21 protein-coding genes, 1 riboswitch and 1 other annotated feature (1 of these 23 running past the window's edge) are annotated in these 21,140 nt (G+C 38.1%); of the genes, 16 read left to right on the forward strand and 5 right to left on the reverse strand.

All coding sequences use genetic code 11. The features are described 5' to 3' along the window. Positions 1 to 81 (reverse strand) — a binding site (T-box leader) (it extends 185 nt beyond the left edge of the window). Positions 82 to 149: 68 nt separating this feature from the next. The 7 genes from ACEN36_RS07040 (at position 150) to ACEN36_RS07070 (ending at position 6,079) form a co-directional block, all read left to right on the forward strand. Continuing rightward, a complete protein-coding gene (locus ACEN36_RS07040; RefSeq protein ID WP_407096710.1) occupies positions 150 to 335 on the forward strand; it encodes a hypothetical protein in 186 nt (61 codons plus the stop codon). 169 nt (positions 336 to 504) lie between these two features. Continuing rightward, positions 505 to 609: riboswitch (THF riboswitch) on the forward strand. 39 nt (positions 610 to 648) lie between these two features. Further along, the gene (locus tag ACEN36_RS07045; RefSeq protein WP_407096711.1) at positions 649 to 1,170 is read left to right on the forward strand and encodes a folate family ECF transporter S component; all 522 of its coding nucleotides are present in this window, start codon (positions 649 to 651) and stop codon (positions 1,168 to 1,170) included. Positions 1,171 to 1,386: 216 nt separating this feature from the next. Continuing rightward, complete coding sequence (locus tag ACEN36_RS07050) at positions 1,387 to 2,592, forward strand: hypothetical protein (protein ID WP_407126248.1); 1,206 nt, start codon at positions 1,387 to 1,389, stop codon at positions 2,590 to 2,592. Between the two features lie 13 nt (positions 2,593 to 2,605). Further along, on the forward strand, positions 2,606 to 3,793 hold the full coding sequence (locus tag ACEN36_RS07055) for a hypothetical protein (protein ID WP_407096713.1): 1,188 nt from the start codon (positions 2,606 to 2,608) through the stop codon (positions 3,791 to 3,793). Next, the gene (locus tag ACEN36_RS07060) at positions 3,790 to 4,728 is read left to right on the forward strand and encodes an ABC transporter ATP-binding protein (RefSeq protein ID WP_407096714.1); all 939 of its coding nucleotides are present in this window, start codon (positions 3,790 to 3,792) and stop codon (positions 4,726 to 4,728) included. The genes ACEN36_RS07055 and ACEN36_RS07060 overlap by 4 nt, the downstream gene beginning before the upstream one ends. Continuing rightward, positions 4,712 to 5,551, forward strand: a complete 840-nt coding sequence (locus tag ACEN36_RS07065; RefSeq protein ID WP_407126249.1) for a hypothetical protein — start codon at positions 4,712 to 4,714, stop codon at positions 5,549 to 5,551. Before ACEN36_RS07060 ends, ACEN36_RS07065 begins: the two co-directional genes overlap by 17 nt. An 87-nt stretch (positions 5,552 to 5,638) precedes the next feature. After that, a complete protein-coding gene (locus ACEN36_RS07070) occupies positions 5,639 to 6,079 on the forward strand; it encodes an NUDIX hydrolase (RefSeq protein ID WP_407126257.1) in 441 nt (146 codons plus the stop codon). Positions 6,080 to 6,151: 72 nt separating this feature from the next. Here ACEN36_RS07070 and ACEN36_RS07075 read toward each other — a convergent pair whose 3' ends face one another. The 5 genes from ACEN36_RS07075 to ACEN36_RS07095 all read right to left on the reverse strand — a co-directional run bounded on the left by ACEN36_RS07075 (position 6,152) and on the right by ACEN36_RS07095 (position 10,609). Further along, entirely contained in the window at positions 6,152 to 6,592 is a 441-nt protein-coding gene (locus ACEN36_RS07075; RefSeq protein ID WP_407126250.1) for an organic hydroperoxide resistance protein, read from the reverse strand. A gap of 95 nt (positions 6,593 to 6,687) precedes the next feature. Beyond that, entirely contained in the window at positions 6,688 to 7,503 is an 816-nt protein-coding gene (gene yidA, locus ACEN36_RS07080) for a sugar-phosphatase (protein WP_407126251.1), read from the reverse strand. Positions 7,504 to 7,537: 34 nt separating this feature from the next. After that, positions 7,538 to 8,347 (reverse strand): sugar-phosphatase, encoded by an 810-nt coding sequence (gene yidA, locus ACEN36_RS07085; RefSeq protein WP_407126252.1) that lies wholly within the window; start codon positions 8,345 to 8,347, stop codon positions 7,538 to 7,540. Between the two features lie 17 nt (positions 8,348 to 8,364). Beyond that, positions 8,365 to 9,744, reverse strand: a complete 1,380-nt coding sequence (locus ACEN36_RS07090) for an HD domain-containing protein (protein WP_407126253.1) — start codon at positions 9,742 to 9,744, stop codon at positions 8,365 to 8,367. After that, the gene (locus tag ACEN36_RS07095; protein ID WP_407096720.1) at positions 9,728 to 10,609 is read right to left on the reverse strand and encodes a biotin/lipoate A/B protein ligase family protein; all 882 of its coding nucleotides are present in this window, start codon (positions 10,607 to 10,609) and stop codon (positions 9,728 to 9,730) included. The genes ACEN36_RS07090 and ACEN36_RS07095 overlap by 17 nt, the downstream gene beginning before the upstream one ends. Positions 10,610 to 10,861: 252 nt before the next feature. Here ACEN36_RS07095 and ACEN36_RS07100 point away from each other — a divergent pair, with 252 nt between their 5' ends. The 9 genes from ACEN36_RS07100 to murF all read left to right on the forward strand — a co-directional run bounded on the left by ACEN36_RS07100 (position 10,862) and on the right by murF (position 20,775). Further along, positions 10,862 to 11,296 carry a DUF1934 domain-containing protein gene (locus tag ACEN36_RS07100; protein WP_407096721.1) on the forward strand — a complete coding sequence of 145 codons (435 nt, stop codon included), beginning with the start codon at positions 10,862 to 10,864 and terminating at the stop codon, positions 11,294 to 11,296. Between the two features lie 44 nt (positions 11,297 to 11,340). Next, a complete protein-coding gene (gene rpoE / locus ACEN36_RS07105; RefSeq protein ID WP_407126254.1) occupies positions 11,341 to 11,985 on the forward strand; it encodes a DNA-directed RNA polymerase subunit delta in 645 nt (214 codons plus the stop codon). A gap of 233 nt (positions 11,986 to 12,218) precedes the next feature. Further along, positions 12,219 to 13,076, forward strand: coding sequence for a class II fructose-1,6-bisphosphate aldolase (fba, locus tag ACEN36_RS07110; RefSeq protein WP_407096723.1), 858 nt, complete (start codon positions 12,219 to 12,221; stop codon positions 13,074 to 13,076). 643 nt (positions 13,077 to 13,719) lie between these two features. Beyond that, positions 13,720 to 14,979 (forward strand): UDP-N-acetylglucosamine 1-carboxyvinyltransferase, encoded by a 1,260-nt coding sequence (locus tag ACEN36_RS07115; protein ID WP_407096724.1) that lies wholly within the window; start codon positions 13,720 to 13,722, stop codon positions 14,977 to 14,979. 380 nt (positions 14,980 to 15,359) lie between these two features. Further along, complete coding sequence (gene rho, locus ACEN36_RS07120; RefSeq protein ID WP_407102260.1) at positions 15,360 to 16,655, forward strand: transcription termination factor Rho; 1,296 nt, start codon at positions 15,360 to 15,362, stop codon at positions 16,653 to 16,655. A gap of 153 nt (positions 16,656 to 16,808) precedes the next feature. Then, positions 16,809 to 17,072: a type B 50S ribosomal protein L31 gene (locus ACEN36_RS07125; protein ID WP_407096726.1), complete on the forward strand. Its 264-nt coding sequence runs from the start codon at positions 16,809 to 16,811 to the stop codon at positions 17,070 to 17,072. Between the two features lie 190 nt (positions 17,073 to 17,262). Then, positions 17,263 to 18,033, forward strand: coding sequence for a hypothetical protein (locus tag ACEN36_RS07130; protein WP_407096727.1), 771 nt, complete (start codon positions 17,263 to 17,265; stop codon positions 18,031 to 18,033). A gap of 173 nt (positions 18,034 to 18,206) precedes the next feature. Further along, positions 18,207 to 19,316, forward strand: a complete 1,110-nt coding sequence (locus ACEN36_RS07135) for a D-alanine--D-alanine ligase (RefSeq protein ID WP_407102258.1) — start codon at positions 18,207 to 18,209, stop codon at positions 19,314 to 19,316. Positions 19,317 to 19,389: 73 nt separating this feature from the next. After that, positions 19,390 to 20,775, forward strand: coding sequence for a UDP-N-acetylmuramoyl-tripeptide--D-alanyl-D-alanine ligase (gene murF / locus ACEN36_RS07140; protein ID WP_407096729.1), 1,386 nt, complete (start codon positions 19,390 to 19,392; stop codon positions 20,773 to 20,775). Positions 20,776 to 21,140: the final 365 nt, after the last annotated feature.

Raw genomic sequence — 21,140 nt, forward strand, 5'->3', positions numbered from 1 at the left:
CAGGCGCGTCTGCTTATTTTCACCAACCATAAGCTCTCTAATGAGAGTTGCCAAACTTACTCTTCTTTTCATCGTGTTTTTGTATGTGTGAACTTGTTTATTAATATACCGGTCATTTATGAGGAAGTCAACAGGAAAATGATAAAATAATGAAAAAAATAAATAGAAACTTCACGTTCCAAAAAAAATTTCCGGTTAAAAAAATCTTAAAGGGTGATTTAGGAGGAAGGAGAGGCGTTTATTCTTCAAGTGAAGAACGAATGGGAGATCACTTGACTAGTAAAGTGAGTTTGCTCATCAAATCAAGACAAAATAAGAGCTTGCTTGCAGAATAAATCCATTTTATTCATCAAGTGAGCGCGAAACAAATCTTTGCTTGACTAGTAAACCAGTTTTTTCTAAATAACATTAGAAACTCCGAATGCATTTGCCGAGAAATCCGTTGTAGAAAGTGAGGAAACAGTGTATAGTTGCCTATGGAAGATAGACAACTGTCTTCAAAAAAACAGAGTAGGAAATAAAGCGTTAAGTGCTGAGAGGATGGGATGTTGCCTCTCGGACGAAAAATTGACCCTGTCGATTTGCGGTTTTATTTTCGCATTCGCTGCATAATAGATATGTGGGGAGCTCGTAAAGGGGATCTTCAATATGAAAAAAATGAAGTTTGATGCTAGAACCATCTCAAAGATTGCTTTGCTGATGGCGCTAGACATTATTTTGACACGCTTTGTTTCCATTCAAACACCGATTGTACGCATCGGATTTGGCTTTTTGCCTACTGCAATGATCGGGATGTTGTTTGGACCAATGGCAGCAGGGATAGCTGGAGCATTGACCGATATCGCCGGTATCTTTTTATTCGGTGGTTCTGGACCATTTTTCCCAGGCTTCACTCTATCGGCATTTCTAGGCGGCTTTATCTATGGTGTTTTTCTGCACAATAAGGCTAAATCGCTATGGCGGATTAGTTTAGCCGTACTGGTGATTACAATCTTCGTCAATTTAGGGTTAAATACATTATGGGTATATATTTTAACGGAAGAAGCAGCTTTAGCGATTTTACCAGCACGTTTGATCCAAAATGCCATTCTTGCTCCGGTACGTGTAGCGGTAATTTATTTTGTTGTAAATAACCCTACGATTCGCAAAGCCATGCAGTTGAAAGACTAAATAGAAAATACAGAAACAGACTCGATTCTTTTATAGAAATGAGTCTGTTTTTTTGTGCATCCAACCCTCCTTCAAAATAAACCTAGACACTATTTAAGCAAAGAGTCAGTCTAATATCCAATAGTTTTTACATGATAAAACTATCATCTTTTTCACACTATGCTATAATAATATAACGTAAGTTCATTAAAGAGGTCTACTTAAAAGGGTGAGTTGATGATAGCGAAGGTAGTTTTTGTCAAAACGTTTAAAAGAATGGTAAGGAACAAAAAGAACCGTTTAGTGTGGATTATCGCTTTTTTAGGAGTACTGATTTATTCAGGACTCATTTTACCGAATACAGAACCAATGGATACCGTAGACATGGAACGATTGGAAATTGATTTGTTGGGAAATCAAGGATTGATGAAAGCTCAATTTGAAGCAGGGAGTACAGAGGCCAATAACTACACTGGCTTATCCACATATGGAGAAGCCAAAAACAAATTCGAACAACAAAGGGCTTTTAAAATAGCTGTAGATACAGGGAATGTTCGTCAATATATTCAGTTAAATTATCTGCCAGAAGATTTGAGCAAAGAAATAATGGATGATTACTTAAAAAATTCGGAAGAACCTATGAAGGATTTGCATTACGACCAAAGTAATAAACGGCTTCGGTTAAATAGTTATTTAGAAGAAATACCAGCTATTACGTTTCATTTGGTCCAGGAAAAAACAGCATGGCAGCAAATTCATTTATTCTTTCTTAACTGGGGACCGCTGATTATTCTCATTCTAACTGTTTTCTTAGTTAGTGATGTGACCACAGGAGAAAGAGAAGCTCGAACTCAAAAAGCAGGCATTCCTTACAATTGGAGAAAATATCTATGGGTACAATCTATGGCTGCATTTTGCTTTGTGTGTTTATTTTTTGCAGTAGTCTTTGTATGGTTCTTTTTAGTCAATGGGATTTTATTTGGGTTCGGAAGTTTAGATCTAAAAGTACCTTTGTATACATATAGTTCGGATTACACGACCAATGATGCTGTGTTTGGCTTGATGGAGATTGGAACCTTTTTGATAAAAGTGTTTCCTTTTTTAGTCTTGTTCATTTATGTAATGGTTCGATTATCGGTACTGTTCAGCTTGTTATTCAAAAATGATGTGGTGGTGCTTACTCTTGGCGTATTTGCGGTTGTTTTTGAGAAGTTGTATTACAGTCGACGGATGCGAGATATCTTAGGCATTGATTTAAGTTTTTTCCCACAAACCTATATTGATTTTGGGAAAGTAGTTAGTGGAGAGAAGAACTTCTTATTGAATACATCAACGATTACGATGGATAGAGGTCTTTTAGTGATGGTAGGGACGGTACTCGTTATTGAAAGCTTATTAATATTGGCGACCAAATTTATTCATCGTCAGCGATTTGTGAGATAAAGGAGGGAAAAAGATGGGTTTAGCGAAATGGCATTGGCGAAAATTATTAAGGGACTGGAAAACACGAATCGTTTTAATAGCGTTCTTTCTATTTTTTAGTTCTTTTTCGTTATTTTACCGCCAACAAAATTTAGATTTGCCACTAGATCAAGTAAGGGAACAATATAGCATCACGCAACAACTGTTTCACATTATTCCAGAATCACACTTTGAAGGAGCATTAGGAGAAGAAGCGTACAATCTTTTAGCGCAACAACAAAGGCTTTATGGAATGCAACGCTATATTCTATCCGAAAAAGAAGGCAACACGGTAGAAGCGATGGCATCGGTGGTAGACAATTACTTAGATAACGGACGAACCATTGCAGAAAATCAACAGCGCTTATGGGAAATGACTGATTTTGATTCCTATACGATTTTGACAAGCATCTTGCCTGACCGTGAAACTCTTCAGCAAGAACTAGCTTTTTATCATTATTTAGATCATCATCAATTGGACATTGAGTGGAATCCGTATTCTGCCAGCCAAGTGTTTTACCAACAAGCTGAGCTCATTGTAGGAATCGTGTTGTTTTTATTCGCCGGCCTATTAGCAGCTGATCGGTTTACACAAGATCAGAAAAAGAATTGGAGTGTGACACAAGGGATTCCGATTTCTTGGAAAAAACAATGGCATCAACGCAGCATGCAGTTGTGGCTATTGATGTGGTCGGTAACGATCCTTGGCATGGGCATCAGTTACACAATCAGCTTATTGCGCGAAACAGCTGGAAGCTTATGGTACCCCATAGCCATCTATAACAGAGAAGGGATGGAATACCTAGCTACCTGGCAATACATCCTGTTGTTGATTGGATTTGGAATGCTTCTTAGTTATGTGGTCTTGTTACTGGCTACTGGTCTAAGCTGGATCATTCGGAATGTCTACTTAACCATTGGTTTAGTAGTGAGTGTTTATTTCATCCCTTCCATCTGGCAACTAGTCGAGCCCTTTAGTTCATGGCAGCCCTCTCTTTATTTGCAAATTGTGCCCGTCATAAGAGGATCAAGTGCAGAAAAATTTGGCTTAGCTTCGGTCACTAGTTGGAAAATGCTGCTTCTGTTGCTGGTTTATCTACTCATACTAGAAGGAGTATTTACAGTCGTATTTAACTTTATTCCGACTAAAACCATGGGATTGAAGAGGAGGAAGGTATCATGAGCTTAGAAATCAAAGGCTTGACGGTTGCTTATGGGGACCGAGTAATATTGGATGATGTAGAATTGACTTTAGAAAATGGACAGATCATAGGATTGGTAGCTCCTAATGGAACTGGGAAAACTTCTTTGTTCAATGCCATCATGCGTTTTATTCCTATACGTGCAGGTCATATATTGATTGATGAAAAAGAATATACAGACACTGCAAAAGATGTTTTGGAATTGCATAAAAAAGTTACTTTCTTTCCTGACCAAGCTGACTTGCATGAGAACTTTTCTGGAAAAGAACACATCCAAATGTATGCTAATATTTGGAAAAAAGACAAAAGCGATGTAGATGCGATTATCGATCGATTGCAGATGAAAGGATATGTGGGTAGAAAAGTAGACACCTATTCTTTGGGGATGAGACAACGGTTGTGTTTTGCGATGATGATTGCTGCAGATACGCCGATTATGTTAATGGACGAAGTGATGAATGGTTTGGATCCGGAAAATGTGGATTTAGTCTCCAAAATTTTACAAGAATTGAAAAGAGAAGGGAAAATCATCTTTGTGTCGTCGCATTTATTGGACAATCTAGATGAATACGCTGATCGGATTTTATTCTTGAAAAAAGGCGGGATTCATTTTGTTTACGATCGACATGCAGCAGCTCCGGATTATTATAAAATATCCCTGAATGCAGAGCAGCAAGCTGAACTGATGGAGAAGTGGGGACTTCCTGAAGGAACCATTCGCTTAAATCATTCTAAAATTTGCATTCCTTTAGCTCAGTATACCCAGCAACAAGAACTAGAATTGTTCCAACTCTTGCGAAGTGTGAAAACAGCAGGACTAGAAGTGGGTTCTTTAGGAACTTCGGAATATTACACTCACCTCTATGGAGATTCTGAAGTAGAAGCGAGGAGGGAACCAAATGAGAGAACACCTTAAGGAAGCTAGTCTATTGAAGGCTTTCCTTATAGGAGGCTGTTTGCTGCTTTCTGGCTGTGCCAGTTGGACAGGACTGATTCCAGAAAAATATGATGGGAATGCTGTTGAAAAAGATGTGGCTGCCATTACTGCTTACAATGACCATAAAGAAGTCATTGGGGCAGGAAAAGAACTTTTTATTCTAGAACCATTTAGCGAAGAATTGCTGAGACCTTCCTTCCCGCTGACTGAAAAGAAATTCGTTGGGATTGATTCAGGTGAATATACGATTGGAGAAGACTTCCCTGAAGGACGCTATCAATTCCGTTATGTAAGTGAGCTTATGGAACCGCATCTAATGACTAACGCAACATTACGAGTGACGGATGAAACTGGGAATTTAGTATTTGAAGAATTATTGACTCCTTTTGAGACGTCTTTTTTAGAAATGGATTTGTATGAAGGCAATAAACTAGTTTTGATGGGGGAAGATATTTCTGTTGAAATAGGAGCCAGTGAAAGTCGATTTTTGGAAGAAGAAACAGCTCTCTCTTTGTCAAAAATGGATGTTTTGCTGACCAACGGTGTGTGGGAAGTGGGGGAACATTTAGAAGCTGGTACTTATGTTATACCTGAATTACCATTGAGTGGTTACTTGTATGTATTTGGTGATACGACAGAGCCGCGTGTATTTGAATTGGGCGGAATAGCGGAATTTAGTGAAGTGACAGGTGAAATGGTTTCTGTGGAATCTGAGAAGGAATTAAGCCTAGAGAAAAATCAGAAAATTTATTTAAAAGATTTGAGTCAACCCTTGGAATTAAGATATAAAGAAAAAGAATAGCAGGAAAAATGAACAAGGTATTGACTAAAACTGAGGAAATGGTTAAAATGATGAGTATTAAATGAGAGAAAGAGGCGGATGGATGAGATGACAATCAAGCAATTTGGAGAAAAGATTGATGGAATAACGTATACGTTAAGAGTCGGTATTCACTTGATTGTTTTGAATTCAACATACGATAAAATCTTACTGGTTTCACCTCCGAATGGTTCTTATCTATTGCCAGGGGGAGAAAGAGAACTAAATGAAACACACGTTGAAACACTTAAGCGTGAGGCAATGGAAGAACTGGGGTTTGAAATCGAAGTAGGAGAATACTTAGGGGAAGCAGATGAGTACTATTACTCATCTCATCGAAAACGATATTATCATAATCCTGCACACTTTTACGTGGCAACTTCTTGGAAGAGGGCTAGTGATCCGTTGGAAGATTTCAATACATTGGAATGGACAACGATTCCTGAAGCCATATCTTTATTAAAAAGAGGGAGTCATCGTTGGGCTGTTGAGCAATTTTCTCAGCAGTAACTTTTTTCTCATTTGAAACAACAAAAAAAGCTGTTGAGACTTAAAATCTCAACAGTTTTTTTTATTTGATCGTTAATCTTCTTCAACGTATTCTTTTGTTTTTACGGTAACGTCAATGTTGCCTGCAGTTGCTTTTGAGTAAGGGCAATAGTTGTGAGCTTTTTCTGCTAATTCTTGCACTTTTGCATCTTCCAAGCCTTCAACAGCTACTTCGATAACGGCAGCTAATTTAAATCCTCCGTCAGTTGGATCGCTTAACAAATTGATTGTTAAAGTAACTTTTGATTTATTGGAAATTTTTTCTTCACGTTTATAGTGATCTAAAGCTGAGTGGTAGCAAGCGCTGTAACCTAATGCAAATAGTTGTTCTGGGTTACTACCTTGCCCTGGACCGCCCATTTCTTTTGGAGTAGATACTTTTACAGAAAAAGATCCGTCGGGTACGTGACTTTCTCCGACACGACCTCCAGTATTAATCGCAGTAGTGGAATATTTTACTTCTGATTCAGTCATTTGATAAAATCTCCTCTCACTTATTTATTCTTACATCTTTCATTATACAAAGTACAGATCAGAATGCGAATAAAACGATTTTTGCTATTGAGAGATCAGGGCATCAAAGCAAATTTTTCAATGACAGTTGCTACGCCATCATTTGCGTTCGTGTCGGTTACATAAGTGGCATTTTCTTTTACTTTAGGGACCGCATTTCCCATAGCTACTCCAAGACCTGCAAATTCGATCATGTCTAAGTCATTTTCATTATCGCCTATGGCCATTACTTCATCTTGAGTGAAACCTAATATATCGATAAGGCTTTTTAAAGCTTGTCCTTTACTGGCAGAAGGATGGAGGATTTCTAAATAAAAAGGTTCGCTTCGCAAAACAGTATAGCGATCAACAAAATCCTCAGACAATTGTTTGATTCCTTCATCCAAAACAGCTGGTTCATCAATCATCATCATTTTACTGATTGAAATCTGTTTATCCATTTCTTCCACAGCACGATATTTTAAAGGCATTTGAACTAACATAGCTTCACGTACAGTATAAGCACTGATATCTTTATTAGAAGTATACATAGCATCTTGGGTAGTCGTATGGTAATGCACACCGGCTTTTCGACTCATTTCTTCTACACGATAAAAATCGTCAATATCTAAAGTATGATGAGAAATGACTTCTCCTGTATGTGTATCCTGGACTAATGCACCATTATACGTGATGGCATAGTCGCCGTTGTTTCTTAGATCTAATTCTGTTAAGTAATCTGTCACTCCTGGTAAGGGGCGCCCAGTGCTCAATACAATTTTGATTCCAGCTTCTTTAGCTTTTAGTAAAGTTTCTTTTACGCGTTTACTGATCACTCTTTCAGGTGTCAATAACGTTCCATCGATATCAATGGCAATTAATTTTATCGGCATTTTTATTAGAGCTCCTCTTTAGTCAATCAATTTTTTAGAATGCAAATTTTTCAATAGCAGTTGCTACACCATCATGAGCGTTGCTGTCTGTGACGTAATCGCTGGCTTCTTTAGCCGCCAGAGAAGCGTTACCCATAGCCACTCCCATTCCAGCAAATTCCAACATGTCCAAATCATTTCCATTGTCGCCAATCGCCATGATTTCTTCTCTGGGAATATTCAGAATAGCTGCCAAATCCCTGAGTGCTTGTCCTTTGCTGGCGGATTTATTCAATACTTCTAAGAAAAAGTCTTCACTTCTCAGTAAAGTATATTTTTCAGCGAATGCTGACGGAATTTTAGAAATAGCTTCTTCTAAAATTTCTTTGGGATCCACAAACATGATTTTACTGATCAATAACGATGGATCCATTTCTTCAGCTGAACGATAACGAAGCGGAACAGTGGTTAAGAAAGATTCTCTTACAGAGTAGTAACTGATATCTTTATTGGTCGTATACACTCCAGTGTCGTTTACTGCGTGACAATGAATACCCAACTCTCGACCAAGTCCATCTACTTCAAGAAAATTTTCATAGTCCATTGTATGGTGAGCAAGGATTTTACCATCATTTGACTGCTGAACTAAAGCGCCATTATAGGTAATGACGTGGTCGCCTTCGTTTTGCAGATCCAATTCTTCCAGTAGCGGTAATACGCCGGGCAATGGTCTTCCAGAGCAGAGAACGAGCTTGATGCCTTTTGATTGGGCAATAGCTAGCGTCTCAGCTACTTTTGGTGATACGGTTCTATCAGGCAGTAATAAGGTACCATCTAAATCTAGGGCAATTAATGAGATTTTCACAAAACAAAACTCCTTTTTTAATTATTGTCGGTTGGATGGTAAACAGCTCCATTTTTAATGTAGCGCGAAAAGCCTGCATACAATTCTTCAAACAACGTGATTTCCATTGATTTGTCCGGTTTTAGAAACTCTTTCGGGACATAAAAACGCTCGTCGCCGTATTCTTTTCCAGCGATGGAAGTGACCAGTGCACTGGCTTTAGACAATTCGATAAAACTTCCATCAGGATAGATCAATTCGATTTGAGTAATTTCATTGTCTGTTTCGGGACGGTAAAAGTCATATGGCAAATCGTAACTATTGTTGACAGCTGTGTAGTATTCTGTGTCGTAACCAGCTTTTTGAATCAACTCACTCAGCTTATCCAGAATATCTGTATCGGTTTCTTTTGAAAAAGTGACTGATTTAAAAGGTTTCCGGTCTAAAAAGCGCGATGCCAGATCACTTAAAATAGGGTCTTGATCGTCACGCCATAATGTAAAGTACGTATTTAAAACACCATCATCTAAAGCCAGATAGTCTTTCAAAGTGAACTCTTCTTTAAAAAAGGGTACCAATAGAGAAAAACTGTGTTTAAAGGTAACTTCTGGATTTTCGTAGACTGTTTTAGCTCGTTTCAGTAAATGGTCCAAAATAACTTCCATCCCCCGAGAGACACGGTGGAAATAAACTTGCATGTACATTTGATAGCGGCTGACGATGTAATCTTCGACTGCATGCATCCCTTGGATTTGAAAAGCAATCCCGTCTTTGTAAGGTCGTATTACACGCAAGATACGGGTCAAATCAAAAGTGCCGTAATTGACTCCGGTAAAATAAGCGTCTCGTATCAAGTAGTCCATGCGATCAGCGTCGATCTGACTGGAAATCAATTGCACGACCTGAGGGTTAGGATAGGTTTTTTCAATCACGCTGGCTACTTTTGCAGGAAAATCTAAACTGACACGAGACAATACTTGATTGACTTCAGTTTCTGAGGAAAGAATGATTGCTACCGTCAATTCTTCATGATCGGTATGAAAAATACTTTCAAAAGTATGTGAATAAGGTCCATGTCCGATATCGTGTAAGAGTGCCGCGCACAATGCAACCAATCGTTCATTGTCATCCCAACCTCCATCTCCGGGGGTTTTCATAGCATAATTACGCAAGAATTTATCACAAATGCGGCGCGTGATCTCATAGACTCCAAGGGAATGGCCAAAGCGAGAATGTTCTCCGCCATGAAAAGTGAAAGAGGTCGTCCCCAATTGTTTGATACGGCGCAACCGCTGGAATTCTTTTGTGTTGATCAAATCTAGAATAACTTGGTGTTGAACATGGATATAATCATGAACCGGATCCCTGAAAACTTGTTCCATTGGTAATAATTGATCGCTCTCATACATTAGGTTCATCCAACAGCCTCCTGTCTAGTTTATCTTGGAGCATTTGTTCATTTCTGCGGATCATTTTTTTAAAAGCTGTTTCGTAGTCTTCCATGATTTCATCTGAATAATTTCCTTTAGAAACAGTACTATTCATTTCAGATAAAGCTTTTAAAATATGTTCTTTCATATCGCTGAGTGTCATAGTGACCTCCAGGAGATCTTCCAAGGTGGCCATGACTTGCGGATCAACGTTGGGGTAATGCCATTTCACTGTTTCATTTTGTAAACCAACTTGATAAAAGTCGCGGATCAATTCAGCTCGCTTAGTCTGGTTTCCATTTACACTGATATAAATCATAACAGCAATCCCGTTTTTTATTCGACGTTGTGCGATGCCGGCAAATTTCTTGCCGCCGATACTCAAATCGAAGTCTCCGGGACAATAAGAATCTTCAATTTCATAGGCTTCAATTGTCTTTCCGTATTGTTTTAAGGCTAAATGAACCAGCAATAGCATGATAGAATAGCCTTCATCAATCGGGATGCGTTGGTTATCGCGTTCAGGTAAAATAATGGAGAAATTGAGCACCCCTTCGTCGCCCACCACAGCTAATCCCCCGGAGTTGCGGACGATATAATCTGCTCCGGCATCTTTCAAAACCGCTAAAGCTTTGCTGAAAAAGGGCAATTTAGTGTCCATCATTCCCAAAATAATCAAATTCGAAGTCGGCCAAAAATGGATAATCGATTCCTGATTTTTTCCTGCAGCTATCAGTAGAGCATCTGCTAAAGCGAAATGGGAAATGGTTTGATTTTTAAAAGGCATTGTTTCTGCATCGTATTGAAGAAACGATTGCTGAGCAATATAATCGGTTGTTTTTAAAGAAGTCATGCGTTTGACGTACTCCAATCTTTATCAGCCATCTATATAAAATGACTAGTTAATAGTCTAATTGCCATTATTATACCAAATGAGTATCAGAAATAGGGAAATAAACGCAAAGACTTGGAAGGATTTATTTAGGGAAAGTCATTCGTTAAGAGAATTTAGTAAAGTAAGAGAGATTTCTATGCTAAAATAGAAGAGACTTGATGAAGTAAGATGTCAAAACCAGACAGATAGAAAACTGCTAGAGGTGAAAAAATGGATTTAACAAAAGGAATGCCGGCAAAAATACACGTTGAGACAGCTATCACTCAAAATAATGATACAGAAAAATTTGTCTTCGATGAAAAAGGAAAAGTTGTTCAAATGGGAGGCTCATATTATATACGTTATGAGGAAAACTATGAGGAGCAAGGACGAATTCCTGTCACATTTAAAATTGAACCGAATGGTATCGTCACTTTAACGCGTAAAGGCGAAATGACCACTCGCTTAAAATTCGAGCAAGGAAAAAGCTATGAGACGCTTTATCGTACTCCACAAGGTGGAGTTTATGTAGACACGGTGACCCGACAATTGCAGATCAGCTACACAGACAATCCTTTCTCTGGGAAGGTATTTATCGGATACGATTTGTTTATGGGAAAAGAAAAGTTAGGAGAATACAATTTACAATTGCTTTTTACTGTTTAACTATTGTAAGATAGAGAGTAGACTCTTGAAAGGACGGAACTTTAATGGAACTAACACAATTTGATGGACAAATTAGAAGTGAATTGTCAATGATTGAAGTTGCTCATGCTATTTTGGAACAAACAGGTGAAGTCATGGATTTCACGGATTTGTTGAAAGAAATTATCGATTACTTAGATTTAACAGATGAAAAAGTTGAAAAAGAAATGCCGCAATTTTATACAAACTTAAATATTGATGGTAGTTTTATTTCCCTTGGAGATAACCGCTGGGGATTACGTTCATGGTATCCAATCGATTCTATTGATGAAGAATTAACTCATGATAATGATAACGAAGACGAAAGACCACGCCGTCGTAAAAAAGCTAAAACTGCTTATGGTGACGAAATTGATTACAATGCAGATGATCCTGAAGACTCTGACGAATACGAAGAAGAAGAAGAAGAAGTCGTTGAAGAAGATGAAGAAGAGGACGACAAAGGAACTGTTTATGGTGGACGTGTAGATGTATCTGATCATGGTGTCTTGATTGATGAGGAAGATGAGGAAGACCTTGGCGAATACAAAGAAGACTTGTCAGCTTTAGGAGCAGACGATGACGAAGAAGATGAATTGCCGGATGGTGTAGAAGGCGATTTAACATTGATTGAAGATGAAGATGACGAACAAGATGAAGAAGATTTCTAATCTTCGTTAGGTCCCATCTTTAACCCATGGCACAAAAAACTCTCTATTCAAAAAGGAATAGAGAGTTTTTTTGCAGAGAAAAGTAGTGAGACTAATTGTCTATTTTAAATAGACATAATGAAAACACGTTATTTTTTTCAATTTTCATGGAAAAATAAGTTAGAGTCTGGTACAATTGGAGCGTCGGCTAAGTTCATTAGCACACAAAGATATCTCTGAGGAGGCAACAAAGTATGACTCGTTTAGTAAGCATGACAGATATGTTACAAAAAGGGTTGAAAGGTCACTACGCAATTGGTCAATTCAACATCAACAATTTAGAATGGACTCAAGCTGTATTGACTGCTGCACAAGAAGAAAAATCACCGGTAATTTTAGGGGTTTCAGAAGGCGCAGCAAAATATATGGGCGGTTTTAAAGTAGTAGCAGCTATGGTGGAAGCTTTAATGGAAACTATGGAAATCACAGTTCCAGTAGCGTTGCACTTAGACCATGGTTCGTCTTTAGCAAACTGTACTGCAGCTATCGATGCTGGATTTTCTTCAGTAATGATCGATAACTCAAAATTCCCAATTGAAGAAAATATTGCAGCAACAAAATCTGTTGTAGAATATGCTCATTCAAAAGGCGCTTCAGTTGAAGCTGAAGTTGGGTCTGTTGGTGGTACTGAAGATGGCGTTACAGGCGGAGTTTTATATGCAGACGCTCAAGAATGCAAACGTATGGTTGAAGAAGCTGGTATTGATGCATTAGCAGCAGCACTAGGTTCTGTACATGGGGATTACGATGGCGAACCAGTACTAGGTTTTGATGAAATGAAAGAAATCTCTGAATTAACTGGTGCTCCATTAGTATTACACGGTGGATCAGGAATTCCAGAATTCCAAATTAAAAAAGCTATTGAATACGGCCACACTAAAATCAACGTTAATACTGAATTACAACAAGTTTGGGCTAAGAAAACTCGTGAAGTTATCGCAAACAATGCGACAGTTTACGACCCACGTAAAATTGTTGGACCAGGTAAAGAAGATATTACTGCAACAACAAAAGCAAAAATGCGTGAATTTGGTTCATCTGGCCAAGCTTAATGCATGACTTTAAATAGATGATTAATGCCTTTTCCTTCGGGAGAAGGTTTTTTTGTTGAAAAAAAGCTGACTATGATCATTTTTTAGACACTATTTCGTTGCTTTTGACCTCTGCCGCTATATAACACAGCGATGACAGGATATGACAAAAATATTTTCTTGGTTAAAGTTGTTTCAACTTTCCGTTTGAAGCGTTTGTTTGGTCTATAATAGTTGTCAGATAAGGTGCGATGTAGTAGAATAGTGCTAATGTCTTACAGTTTTTTATACTGCCATAAAACTGAACAGGAGAGCATACATCCTCAAAAGCTGCGTATCAAAGAGCCCTTTTTTCTAAGTGGCCAGATTCGCTGAATCTTCGCTAGTCACCAATTTTATTTTCATTGATCTCATTTCTCATAGCACGGAACAACAAAACTACAAAAGTAGTTAGAGTAATATCATTTATCAGAGTGAGAAGAGATTTAGCGAAGAATCTTTTTTTGATTGTGGTCTTCCAATTTTTATGTATAGAGTAAGGGTAGTAGGCTGTCAAGAGAGTTACTAAGAAAACGAAAATCGTGTGATCCTTATTGAATAGAACTAGATTAATCATCCAAAAAAATAAAACGAACGTATAACTATAAGTGAGGTAATGAAACAAATGAAAAAAATTGTCATCCGTGGTGGTAAACAATTGTCTGGAGAAATCACCATTAGTGGAGCTAAAAACAGTACTGTCGCATTGATCCCAGCTACAATTCTTGCAGACTCACCGGTAACGTTAGAAGGTGTGCCTGATATTCAAGATGTGCACTCATTGATTGAAATATTAAATGATATGAATGTAAAAACGAATTTTGATGGTTCTACATTAGTGGTAGACCCCACAGAAATGATTTCGATTCCGATGCCCAATGGTAAAATAAAAAGTTTAAGAGCTTCTTATTATTTTATGGGTGCTTTATTAACTAAGTTTGGAAAAGGTGTTGTTGGTTTACCTGGAGGTTGTTTCCTAGGTCCTCGTCCAATCGATCAACATTTAAAAGGTTTTAGAGCTTTAGGAGCTACTGTAGACAATGAAATGGGAGCTATGTATTTAAAAACTTCAGAAGAAGGATTGACTGGAACGCGGATTTATATGGATGTCGTGTCTATCGGAGCAACCATTAATGTAATGTTGGCATCGGCTAAGGCAAAAGGCAAAACCATTATTGAAAATGCAGCCAGAGAGCCTGAAATTATTGATGTAGCTACTTTATTGAATAATATGGGAGCTAAAGTACGTGGAGCAGGTACGGATGTAATTCGTATCGAAGGTGTCGAAGAAATGCATGGCTGTCGTCATACGATTATTCCAGATCGTATTGAAGCAGGTACCTACCTAGCCATGGCTGGAGCAGTTGGGAAAGATGTTCTTGTACAAAGCGTTATCGTAGAACACATTGAAGGTCTATTAGCAAAAATGGAAGAAATGGGCGTACCGATGGAAATTGGAGAAGACAGCGTGCGTGTTAAAGAAGCGACTGACTTAAAACCTGTTTCTGTCAAAGCTGTACCTTACCCTGGATTTGCAACAGATTTGCAACAACCTCTTACTCCTTTACTGCTTAAAGCAGGCGGAGAATCGATCATCAAAGATACGATTTATCCTAAACGAGTTAAACATATTCCGGAATTAGTGCGTATGGGTGCCAAAGCGAGAGTAGAAAGTGATATTATTATCTTAGAGGGTCCAAACGAATTAACTGGTGTGGAAGTTGAAGCGAGTGATTTAAGAGCAGGAGCATGTTTAGTTACTGCCGGATTAATGGCTCAAGGAACAACGACCATCACTGGCGTTGAAAATATCCTCAGAGGTTATGATCATATCATAGAAAAACTGACCAACCTCGGAGCAGATATTGAAATGATAGAAGAATAGAGAGCGGAACAAACCGTTTAGGCCTTCGTAGAGTTCGACTTTCAGTTTTAATTGGGTGCTTTTCCCAATAAAAACTGAAAATCGAACTCATAGAAGAACTGGTTTGCACAGCTCATTTAATAGAGAGCAGAGAAGAGCGTTTAGACTTCCGTAGAGTTCGATTTTAACTTGTCATTGGCGTTTTTTGCCAATAACAAGTTAAAACGAAATCATAGGAAGGCTGCTCTTCGCAGCTCGTTTAAATAGAGAGCAGAGCGTGGCGCATGGCGCTTAGACTTTTGTAGACTTCATTTTTTCCCAACTAAAAGAAAAAATGAAGTCATAGAGAGTCTGCCATGCGCAACTCATTTTAATAAAAGACTGGAGTGAGGGGCAAATTTATGGATGAGATCTTAACATTGAAGGAATTAGAAAGCAAAACACTAAAGGAAATTTACCAATATGCTAAAGCATTAAAAATTCCCTATTATAGCCAAATGAATAAAAAAGAGCTTTCTTTAGCAGTTATTCGTGCACAGGAAGAGAAACAAGGCTTCTTTATTGTAGAAGGTGTACTGGATATTATGGACCAACAAGATTTTGGGTTTTTACGTCCAATCAACTACACACCTAGTAAAGAAGATATTTATATTTCCGGCTCTCAGATCAAACGTTTTGGTTTAAGAAATGGAGACAAAGTTTCAGGTAAAGCTAGACCTCCTAAACCATCTGAACGATATTATGGTTTGATGCACGTTAACTTAGTAAACGATAAGAATCCTGAAGATGCAAAAGAACGGTCACATTTTCCAGCCCTGACACCTCTTTATCCAGACAAACAGATTGTCTTAGAAACAGCTCAAACAAAGGTTTCTACTCGGATCATAGATGTCGTTTCTCCAGTTGGTTTTGGACAGCGTGGATTAATAGTTGCACCGCCAAAAGCTGGTAAAACAGTCTTGCTGAAAGACATTGCTAATGGAATTGCAGAGAATTATCCAGATGTCGAACTGATTTTATTGCTGATCGATGAACGACCAGAAGAAGTGACTGACTTAGAACGTACGGTTAAAGGTGAAGTCGTATCTTCTACTTTTGACCAAATGCCTCAAAATCATGTCCGTGTTTCGGAACTTGTTCTTGAAAGAGCTATGCGGTTGGTGGAAGATAAGCGAGACGTAGTGATTTTAATGGACAGCATCACTCGTTTAGCAAGAGCTTATAATTTAGTCATTCCTCCAAGTGGACGGACATTAAGCGGTGGTATCGATCCAGCTGCTTTGTACAAACCTAAAAAATTCTTTGGGGCTGCTCGTAATATTGAAGAAGGTGGAAGTTTAACGATATTGGCTACCGCTTTAGTCGATACAGGAAGCCGTATGGATGATATTATCTATGAAGAGTTTAAAGGGACTGGGAACTCTGAACTGCATCTTTCAAGAGAATTGGCGGAGAGACGTATTTTTCCGGCAATCGATATCAAAAAATCTGGAACTCGAAAAGAAGAATTGTTGCTTAGCGGAAGTCGCGTAGAGTCGATTTGGAAAGTACGTCATGCAATGACGGGAGAATCTTTAGAGTTTACGGATCAATTTATTCGAGCTTTAAGAAAAGCGAAAACAAATAATGAGTTCTTTGACACTTTCTCGGCTTCAGCATTGGCCCAGCCTAAAAACTATCGGAATAATCGTCGATAGCATTGCGATGGAGTAAAGTAAAAGACTCTTAATCAAGGTCAGAAAAATTAATTGCAATCATCTGCTAAACATGATAATATGCTATTGTTGTGAAAAAAACAGCGAATAACTCTGGTTCAGCAAATGATCCAGGGCATAAGGAGAGATATAACTATGAAACAAGAAATCCATCCAGGATATAATCAAGTTGTATTTATGGATACAACTACAGGGTACAAATTTTTATCAGGATCAACTAAATCTTCAGATGAAACAGTTGAATGGGAAGATGGAAACACATATCCATTAATCCGTGTTGAAATTTCTTCTGATTCTCACCCGTTCTACACTGGACGTCAAAAATTTACTCAAGCAGATGGACGTGTGGACCGTTTCAACAAGAAATATGGTCTTGCAGATACAAACAAAGAAAAATAAATCAACTATCCTTTATTGTGATGATTGGTCAAAACTCTTCGAAACTTTTTCGAAGAGTTTTTTTTGACTTAAAAATAAAATTGACGGACAGACTTAAGCGAGATTGTAACGTTATTTTCATCATATTGATACAGTATGAGAGGAATTTTGTAGTACAATAAAGATGACTATAACACGAGGAGAATGTATTGTGGAAAACGATTTTATTTATGTCCACTTGGACAGCGTCTCTAATTCAGTTTTGAACAAAGGGGTCAGCTTTTCAGGTTATAAGGACATTATACAACAACCACTGAAGAATTTATTGTTGCTGAATGCTGCAAAAGACACCGGCGAATACGATTCTCATACGGGCTTTCGGGTAATTCGTGGAGCACAAAAAGTGGAAGAATTTTTAACTAGTGAAGCTTACCACACATACATTAAAAAACTGGGCAAATGGATTGATTTTCAAAGCTTGGATTTATTACACGAATTAACACCTGTAGAAATCTCTGAATTGCTTTATGTTGCACATGCTTATACTTCGCTGCACTCACCTTTCTATTACAAGCTGCAAAATAACTTTATCGTACTTACCTTAGCAGATGGCTTTACAAAAATTTACTGTCGTGATTTAAATTTATTTTATGATTTTTTTGCTCGGGAAATTACGAATCGAGTAAATGAGTGTGTCAATGAAAAACGGATTCTATTTAAAAAACCGAAAAAAATCGAAACCATTCCACTTGAACTGACCCATGAACTGACACCTCTGTTGAGAGAAGGTGCTGCGCTGTCTTTTTCGAAAATAACTTCTCGAGACACTGTTTCAGAAATAGGGGTTTACTTAGTAGAAGATCGAGTTCGAAATTTGCAATCCCAAATGAAAGAAAGCGAGTTAATGTCTTTGGTGCTTTATGATCACCAAGAACAAAAGTGGTCAATCAAGGAATTGCAACCTTTGGCTCCAAGTTTGTAAAAGTAAGGACTACTAGCTGAAAGAAGTATCGGACAGCATAAAAAGGGCATTGTGTCACAAATATTTAACGCCCAGGAAACCTAGGATTCTAAATTGAAATATGATACAATTACAGCTGAATTATCGCTAATAACTGATTTATAATGATAAGTCCGAAACGTGGAGGAACAATAATGAAAATTTTTCTTTTATATGGTGGGAAAAGTGCAGAGCATGACATATCTATATTGACTGCATACTCTATCATTCAAGAAATTTATTATCAATATTATGAAGTGGAACCCATTTACATTACTCGAACTGGCCAATGGATTCGAGGACCGATTGTACACCAAGCGGATGAAATTACGTCAGCGAAAGCGTTGCGTATGGAACCATCAGAACAAAAAGGATTTACGAAAGATGATCTTGTATCATCAACCGGCCAACTGATTAAACCGAGCGAGATCCAAGAAGAAAATGCCGTCATTTTCCCAGCTCTTCACGGGCCGAATGGAGAGGATGGAACTGTACAAGGTTTATTTGAAGTGTTGAATATGCCTTATGTTGGGGCTGGAGTGTTAGCCAGCGCTGCCGGTATGGATAAGATTGTTACAAAACACTTATTCCATCAAGCGGGACTGCCCCAGGTACCTTATGAACCGATCACTAAATTTGATTGGGAAAACCAGCGGGAACAAGTCTTTATTCGTTGTGAAGGTTCATTGATTTATCCGATGTATGTTAAACCAGCAAACATGGGATCCAGCGTAGGAATCAATAAAGCCACTAATCGTGAAGAACTGGAAGAAGCCGTTCGTCAGGCCTTCCAATATGATCGCAGAGTGGTAGTCGAGCAGGGTATCGAAGAAGCGCGAGAAGTTGAGGTAGCTTTATTGGGTAATGATGACATTCATACATCTGTCCCAGGAGAATTACTGAAAGATGTAGATTTTTATGATTATGAATCAAAATACATCAGCAATGAAGTGCAAATGCAAATACCAGCTGCTTTAACCGAAGAGCTGACCGCTAAATTAAGGTCGTACGCAGTTCGTGCGTTCCAAGCGATTGATGGAAATGGATTAAGTCGTTGCGACTTCTTCCTAACCAATAATGGAGAGATCTTTGTAAATGAGATCAATACAATGCCTGGGTTTACTGCATATAGTATGTATCCATTATTGTGGAAAAATACAGGTTTGCATTACGGCGACTTGGTGGAAGAATTGATTCAATTAGCCTTGAAACGGTTTGAAGAACGCCAAGGGTTTCAACAAAAAAATTATGATGCAATGAAGTAAAAGAAAAATAATAGGCTAAAGGGGCTTGACTATGCATTTTCAGTCCAGCCTCTTTTTTTATGGAGGAATAACAATGATTTCTTTATCAGTAAAAGAAACTGCCCAAGCTTTAAAGAGTTTAAACGACACAAGCAAATGGGATAATGTGGAAATTACAGCAGTTGGCTTTGATACTCGAAAAATGGTTTCCGGTTCTTTATTTGTTCCATTGATTGGAGAGAGCGATGGACATCAGTTTATCCAAAGCGCAATCGAGAATGGTGCAAAAGCTGCATTATGGAGTGCTCCTTTGGAAGATGCACCAGCAGATTTTCCGGTAATTCTAGTAGAAGATACATTAATCGCGTTACAAGAATTAGCCCATTATTATTTGAAAAAAGTGGGTCCTAAAGTGGTCGCTATTACAGGAAGCAACGGGAAAACGACCACGAAAGATATGACCGATGCTGTTATGTCCAGCCGTTACTGTGTTTATAAGACCCAAGGCAATTTTAATAACCAAATAGGACTTCCGATTACAATTTTAAGCATGCCTGCTGACACAGAAGTAGTGATTTTAGAAATGGGTATGAGCGACAAAGGAGAAATCGAAGTCCTCTCTCGAATTGCAGAACCAGATATTGCCATCATTACGATGATCGGAGAATCACACATCGAGTTTCTAGGTTCTCGCGCCAATATTGCAGATGCAAAGATGGAGATCACGTCAGGGATGAAAGAAAACAGCTTACTGATTTATCCGGGAGAAGAAGAATTATTGGAAGAAAGAGTAAAAAAATTAAAAGGGATTCAACGAAAAACGTTCGGTACCAAAGAGTCAAATGATATTTATCCGTTACAAGTGAAAAATCAAATGCGCGAGACGTCATTTGTTACAAACGTAGATTCATCTATTGAAGTGAAAATTCCTGTCTTGGGTACTTACAATGTCAATAATGCTCTAGCTGCTTTAACAGCGGGTATGGCACTGGATATCCCAGTTAAGGAAAGTTACACGCCTTTGGCTAAGTTTCAATTGACTAAGAATCGTACGGAGTGGGATAAAGGAATCAATGGAAGTATGATTTTGAATGATTCTTATAATGCAAACCCAACAGCTATGAAACTGGTCATCGAAAATTTCAGTCAATTAGAAAGCAATGGAAAAAAATACGTTGTTTTAGGGGACATGCTGGAACTGGGCGATTTGTCAGAAGAATTGCATGTCAGTGTCAAAGAGGCTTTGGATCCAACTAAAATCAATGAAGTTTATTTATATGGAGCGGAAATGAAAGTATTACAAGAAGCTTTGCTGAGTGAAGGACGATTTGCCAAAGAAAATATCCATCACTTTACAGGAGACAAACACCCTTTAATAGAAGAAGTAAAACAAAAATTAGCGTTAGATGATTATATTTTGATCAAATCTAGTTTTGGAACTGATTTATTATCAGTGGTTGAAGCACTGAAAGCAGAGTAGAATAAAATAAGAACCGGATGTGTCTATTGAACCCCTTTCATTTAATAAGGAAACGTGTTCATTGGATACTCCGGTTAAATTTGTTGCCAAATAAGCATTTACATGGTAATATTACACAAGTTGCGAACCGGCAATAAATAAAAGTAATGAAAACACTGAGGGTTTAAGTAGCTCAGAAACGCAGAAAATAAGTAGCTTGTAAATACAAGCCTTTGATATGAGAAGAAACTGCTGGTAACAACAGAGCTCAGTTGCCAGGATTTTATAAAGACTGACCATAGCAGGTGTCCTTGATGAAGATCAACGAAAAACCTGTTTTTTTTTGCAAAAACTCTCTTTCGGTTTTCAAAAATACGGGAGGAAAA

This window comes from Desemzia sp. FAM 23989 (genome assembly GCF_045528345.1).
GTDB lineage: Bacteria > Bacillota > Bacilli > Lactobacillales > Carnobacteriaceae > Desemzia.

Excerpts from the sequence above, each read along its gene's own strand:
- fba (WP_407096723.1), top strand. The coding sequence starts at position 12,219 with ATGACTCGTTTAGTAAGCATGACAGATATGTTACAAAAAGGGTTGAAA.
- murF (WP_407096729.1), top strand. The coding sequence starts at position 19,390 with ATGATTTCTTTATCAGTAAAAGAAACTGCCCAAGCTTTAAAGAGTTTA.
- ACEN36_RS07060 (WP_407096714.1), top strand. The coding sequence starts at position 3,790 with ATGAGCTTAGAAATCAAAGGCTTGACGGTTGCTTATGGGGACCGAGTA.
- ACEN36_RS07135 (WP_407102258.1), top strand. The coding sequence starts at position 18,207 with ATGAAAATTTTTCTTTTATATGGTGGGAAAAGTGCAGAGCATGACATA.
- ACEN36_RS07125 (WP_407096726.1), top strand. The coding sequence starts at position 16,809 with ATGAAACAAGAAATCCATCCAGGATATAATCAAGTTGTATTTATGGAT.
- ACEN36_RS07040 (WP_407096710.1), top strand. The coding sequence starts at position 150 with ATGAAAAAAATAAATAGAAACTTCACGTTCCAAAAAAAATTTCCGGTT.
- ACEN36_RS07100 (WP_407096721.1), top strand. The coding sequence starts at position 10,862 with ATGGATTTAACAAAAGGAATGCCGGCAAAAATACACGTTGAGACAGCT.
- ACEN36_RS07055 (WP_407096713.1), top strand. The coding sequence starts at position 2,606 with ATGGGTTTAGCGAAATGGCATTGGCGAAAATTATTAAGGGACTGGAAA.
- ACEN36_RS07070 (WP_407126257.1), top strand. The coding sequence starts at position 5,639 with ATGACAATCAAGCAATTTGGAGAAAAGATTGATGGAATAACGTATACG.
- rho (WP_407102260.1), top strand. The coding sequence starts at position 15,360 with ATGGATGAGATCTTAACATTGAAGGAATTAGAAAGCAAAACACTAAAG.
- yidA (WP_407126251.1), bottom strand. The coding sequence starts at position 7,503 with ATGCCGATAAAATTAATTGCCATTGATATCGATGGAACGTTATTGACA.
- ACEN36_RS07090 (WP_407126253.1), bottom strand. The coding sequence starts at position 9,744 with ATGAACCTAATGTATGAGAGCGATCAATTATTACCAATGGAACAAGTT.
- ACEN36_RS07050 (WP_407126248.1), top strand. The coding sequence starts at position 1,387 with ATGATAGCGAAGGTAGTTTTTGTCAAAACGTTTAAAAGAATGGTAAGG.
- ACEN36_RS07065 (WP_407126249.1), top strand. The coding sequence starts at position 4,712 with ATGAGAGAACACCTTAAGGAAGCTAGTCTATTGAAGGCTTTCCTTATA.
- ACEN36_RS07075 (WP_407126250.1), bottom strand. The coding sequence starts at position 6,592 with ATGACTGAATCAGAAGTAAAATATTCCACTACTGCGATTAATACTGGA.
- ACEN36_RS07045 (WP_407096711.1), top strand. The coding sequence starts at position 649 with ATGAAAAAAATGAAGTTTGATGCTAGAACCATCTCAAAGATTGCTTTG.
- ACEN36_RS07095 (WP_407096720.1), bottom strand. The coding sequence starts at position 10,609 with ATGACTTCTTTAAAAACAACCGATTATATTGCTCAGCAATCGTTTCTT.
- rpoE (WP_407126254.1), top strand. The coding sequence starts at position 11,341 with ATGGAACTAACACAATTTGATGGACAAATTAGAAGTGAATTGTCAATG.
- ACEN36_RS07115 (WP_407096724.1), top strand. The coding sequence starts at position 13,720 with ATGAAAAAAATTGTCATCCGTGGTGGTAAACAATTGTCTGGAGAAATC.